The organism is Mesorhizobium sp. P3_A9 (assembly GCF_056402975.1).
This window is the reverse complement of record NZ_JBFUGJ010000427.1, coordinates 1-4,375: the sequence shown is the minus strand read 5'-3', so window position 1 is coordinate 4,375 and position 4,375 is coordinate 1. Positions and strand designations below refer to the sequence as shown.

At 60.5% G+C, this 4,375-nt stretch carries 4 protein-coding genes; all 4 read right to left on the bottom strand.

The window, feature by feature from the left end; translation table 11 throughout:
- Nucleotides 1-635 (bottom strand): AAA family ATPase (locus AC1DX0_RS31695; RefSeq protein WP_477358369.1); only part of this gene is annotated, 635 nt, incomplete at its 3' end.
- 278 nt (nucleotides 636-913) lie between these two features.
- A complete protein-coding gene (locus tag AC1DX0_RS31690; RefSeq protein ID WP_477219478.1) occupies nucleotides 914-1,120 on the bottom strand; it encodes a helix-turn-helix transcriptional regulator in 207 nt (68 codons plus the stop codon).
- A gap of 127 nt (nucleotides 1,121-1,247) precedes the next feature.
- Nucleotides 1,248-2,447, bottom strand: a complete 1,200-nt coding sequence (locus AC1DX0_RS31685) for a tyrosine-type recombinase/integrase (RefSeq protein ID WP_477358367.1) — start codon at nucleotides 2,445-2,447, stop codon at nucleotides 1,248-1,250.
- A gap of 163 nt (nucleotides 2,448-2,610) precedes the next feature.
- Nucleotides 2,611-4,375, bottom strand: a 1,765-nt coding sequence (locus AC1DX0_RS31680; RefSeq protein WP_477358365.1) for an acetyl/propionyl/methylcrotonyl-CoA carboxylase subunit alpha, incomplete at its 5' end; no start/stop codon positions are given.

The window sequence follows — 4,375 nt, the reverse complement described above, 5'->3', positions numbered from 1 at the left end:
GGCTTGAACTCGGCCGCAACCTCCACAATCCCAGAGATAACCGGTTCGTTGAATTTGAGGCCTGTCCGTTTGTCCTCTCGCGCTACGACGAAGGTTGAGTCCCGGCCATTCGAGATCAGGAGACGATCGCCGATGTCATCGTTTGTGATGCGATGTAGCGCGGCTGCCGTCTCGAATTGCCGAATTACCAGATCGCGGGGATCCTCTGTATTGACGTACCAAACCCGCATTTTCTGCCGGTGACCGACACCTAGAATGTCGCGGCCGGTAGCCATGTCCAACGCCTCCGCAGTTAGCAGCGACGTCTTACCTCCACCGCCGGGCGAGAACAGCGCTGAAACATACTTTCGCACTCGGACGCGGCCATACACCCATTCCAATTGAGGAAGGCTAGCGGTACCCGACAGCTTAAGTATTTCAGCCTTTGGACGCTCTGATGGTGCCGTGTTGTCATTCGCTGGCCGCAGTTCCTCGAACCCGAACGGGCGAATTCTACCGCCTGCGTCGAAGCGAACAGATGCTCCTGCGACGTGGACCGCCGTGACGGTTCCGGCACCGTACTTGTCGTGCTCGACGCGATCGTCGACTCTATAGGGACAGGGCTGCGCCGCAGTCTTAGGATTGGTGCTGGACAAGGGCGACTGCCTCCGCTGCGATTTGGTCTGCAATAGCGATCGGGAAGGTTACGACAGCGCCGCCGTGGTGCTGCGGGCCGTATACGCGCCAGCCAGCGCGCGCTTGGACGAGCTTCAGGTCGTAAAGTCTGATGCCATCATCCATCTGGACGTCGAAGCGTGCGCGCACGGCTCCGCCGCCCGGTGGTTCCGGCCGAAGTGATAAGATTTGCAATTGGTGGTTCCCTGATGGAGTGGCCGCGGTTGGATCCGCGGTGGGTTTTTGATGAGGGCAGGGGTTAGGCCGCTGCCCTCGCTGCGATGCGCGCGTCGATCCATGCGTCAACCTCGGACCGCACATAGGCAACCCGCCGCTCGCCAAGCTTGACTGCCTTTGGGAATTGGCCCGCATCAGCCATCAAGCTCAAGAGTGGTCGCGAAAGGCTTGTTGCCAGAGCCGCTTCCTTGGGTGCCATCAAACGTGGTGTATTGTCGTTCGCGTTCATTCCTGAATCCCCATTGAAATCTTGCGCGCAGTCGCACGAAAGCCCCGCGTCAACAGACGCGTATCAAATGCTTGATTAATGTGAGGGGTTAGGGTCGCCGTTAATTTAGGCGAGATATGCCAAGGGCTCACTTATAGGCTTTTTCGCCTATCATGTCAATATGGTCAGGGGCGTTGTTTACACAGTACTTGCCCCAGTCGTCCATTAAGATGCGTCTTTTTTGCAATGCATCAGAGCGGCGGTAGGCCTGCTCCACCGCATTCCCAACGGCGTGCGCCAAAGCAGCCTCGRCGATCTCCCTTGGATGTTCCGTGCAATCCCCGCACCAGTCGCGGAACGTAGATCGAAGGCCGTGGAGCGTTGCGTACTTATCTGGCGACGCAGCCCGCATGGCCTTAACAACCACCATCTCCGAGATCCGAGTGTCAGCCTTTCGGCTTGCGAAGACGAACTGATTTGTGGCGACTTGTTTCTGTATCTGCAGGACCGTCACGGCGGGATCACTTAAGGGGATGACATGGTCGCGTTTCGCCTTCATCCGTGCTTTGGGGATAGTCCATGTCCGTTCGGCGAAATCGATTTCATCCCAAACGGCGCCTCGCGCCTCGCCTGCTCGAACAGCGGTTAGCGTAATAAGCTCCACCACGCGCGCCTGAGCAGTGCTGGCTTCTCGTAGGGCCTTCATCAAGGCTGGTATACTTTTGTATGGCAGCGCAGCGTGATGCTTTCCGGATGAGGCTGGCGGTGGGAGTACCTTGTCTAGAAGCCCTGTCCATCGGGCGGGATTGCCTGCTGTGCGCCAACCATGGGCAGTCGCGTAGTCGAACACGCTCTCTATGCGACCGCGCACACGACTCGCTGTCTCGGACTGTGTGGCCCACATGGGAAGCAAACACTCCTTGACGTCACCTAGGACGATGCTCGCCACAGGCATGTCATGCAGAAATTTCGCATGTTCCCTGAGGCTGAATTCCCATTCGCCAGCGGTCTTGCCCCCTGTCCATCCGGAGCGCTTCGCATCAATTAATGCATTGGCCACTTCTAGGAAGGACTTCGGCTYGACGCGCGCTACCCTTGGATTCTCTCCTCGCGCAAGTTGCTGCCGTACAGCTTCTGCCTTCTCGCGCGCCAGGCCAAGGCTCACAGGCGCTGTGCCTTGGCCGTAGCCGCCGAGTCCCATTTCGACTCGCTCAGAACCGCGGCGGTAAATAAAAACCCAATTCCTTGATCCTGATTTTTGGACACGGATCCAGAGGCCGTCTCCGTCACCGTGCAACCCAGCGGGCAGACCCTTGATCTTACTCTCGGAGAGCTTGTTACGAGCCATTTTGCGTTCCCCCCTGCGCAACGGTTATCATAACCGCATTGCGAACAATACGGCCATTATCGCCATAAAAGGGAGAATTTTACCGTATTTTCCATAAAAACGGCCGTTTGGCCGGGTTCGTCCCGGCCATTTTTCTTTGTGACCCAGGATGTACTTCCGGCTGTCAGCCAGTTGCGGCAGTCGAAGCTTCTTCCTCGACGAACCGCACCAGCACCGTCCCGTCGGTGACCTGTGCACCTTCAATGGCGATTTCGGCAATCACCCCGTCATGCGGGGCGGCGATCGTGTGTTCCATCTTCATCGCCTCGAGGATCAGCAGCGGTTGTCCCTTGATCACCGCATCACCCTTTGCCACGCGCACCAGCTTGACCAGGCCGGGCATCGGTGCGCGCAGGCTGCCGGAAGCGGCCGCCGCGTCATCGCTCCTGGCCAATGGGTCGGGCACCGCGAATGTATAGCCGACGGCACCTTCGAACACCGTGATGTGGCCTGGCCAGCGGGCGAGGCGAGCAGCGGCGCGAAAATCATGTGCATTGGCGCTGTCATAGGGCGCATCGAGCGCCACCTGAAAGCGCCCGTCCGGCCGCACCGACACCTTTGCCGCGATGTCGTCGTCGCCGAACTTCAATCGTATGCGTCGCGCCACGCCATGGAAATGCGCGTAGCCGGGGAGCGAAGACCATGGATCATTCGGTGATGACAAGGTTTCGGCACCGGAGGCGGCAAGGGCGGCCGCCGCGATGATTTCGCCGGTCGGCGGCGCGACCACGGTCAGCGCCTCATGGTGTCTGCCGATCAAGCCGGTGTCGACGTCGCCAGCGCAGAAGTCGGGATCGGCGGCAAGGGCGGCAAGAAAGGCGGTGTTGACGGTGGAACCGGCAATTTCGGTCTGCGACAGCGCCGCGCCGAGAGCTTCCAGCGCCGCTTGCCTGTCCTTTGCATGGACCACCAGCTTGGCGATCATCGGATCGTAAAAGGGCGAGATGGCATCGCCGGCCCGCACGCCGGTCTCGATGCGCAGCGCCGCCGCGTCGGGCTCGGGAAACTTCAGATGATGCAGTGTGCCTGTTGCAGGCAGGAACCCTTTTGCCGCGTCCTCCGCATAGATGCGCGCCTCGAAGGCATGGCCGGCAAGCGTGATCTCGCTTTGCGTCTTCGGCAGCTTTTCGCCAGACGCAACCCGCAACTGCCACTCGACCAGATCGGTGCCGGTGACCATTTCSGTGACCGGRTGYTCGACCTGCAGGCGGGTGTTCATTTCCATGAACCAGAATCGGTCGGCCTTGAGGCCTTGCGAGGCATCGACGATGAACTCGATGGTGCCGGCGCCGGAATAATTGATCGCCTTGGCGGCCTTCACGGCGGCTTCCGTCATTGCCTTGCGCAAAGCCGGCGTCATTCCGGGGGCGGGGGCTTCCTCGATCACCTTCTGGTGGCGGCGTTGTGCCGAGCAGTCACGCTCAAAGAGATGCACGGCGTTGCCAAAGTTGTCGCCGAACACCTGCACTTCGATATGCCGCGGCTTGTCGACATATTTTTCGACCAGCACGCGGTCGTCGCCGAAAGCGGCTTTTGCTTCGCGCCGGGCGCTGGACAGCGCCTCGGAGAAATCATCGGGATGCTCGACGCGGCGCATGCCCTTGCCGCCGCCGCCGGCGCGCGCCTTGATCAGTACGGGATAGCCGATCTCGCGTGCCTTGGACGCCAGCAGGACGATCTCCTGAGCCTCGCCATGATAGCCCGGCACCACCGGCACCCCGGCCTTCTCCATCAGCCGCTTGGCGGCGTCCTTCAGCCCCATGGCACGGATCGAGGCCGCCGACGGGCCGATGAAGGTGAGCCCCGCCGCCACCACCTGGTCGACGAAATCAGGATTCTCCGACAGGAAGCCGTAACCGGGATGGATGGCCTGCGCCCCCGTCGAAAGC

Bases quoted from the DNA above. Each gene is read 5' to 3' on its own strand.
- AC1DX0_RS31690 (WP_477219478.1), bottom strand. From the start codon at position 1,120: ATGAACGCGAACGACAATACACCACGTTTGATGGCACCCAAGGAAGCG.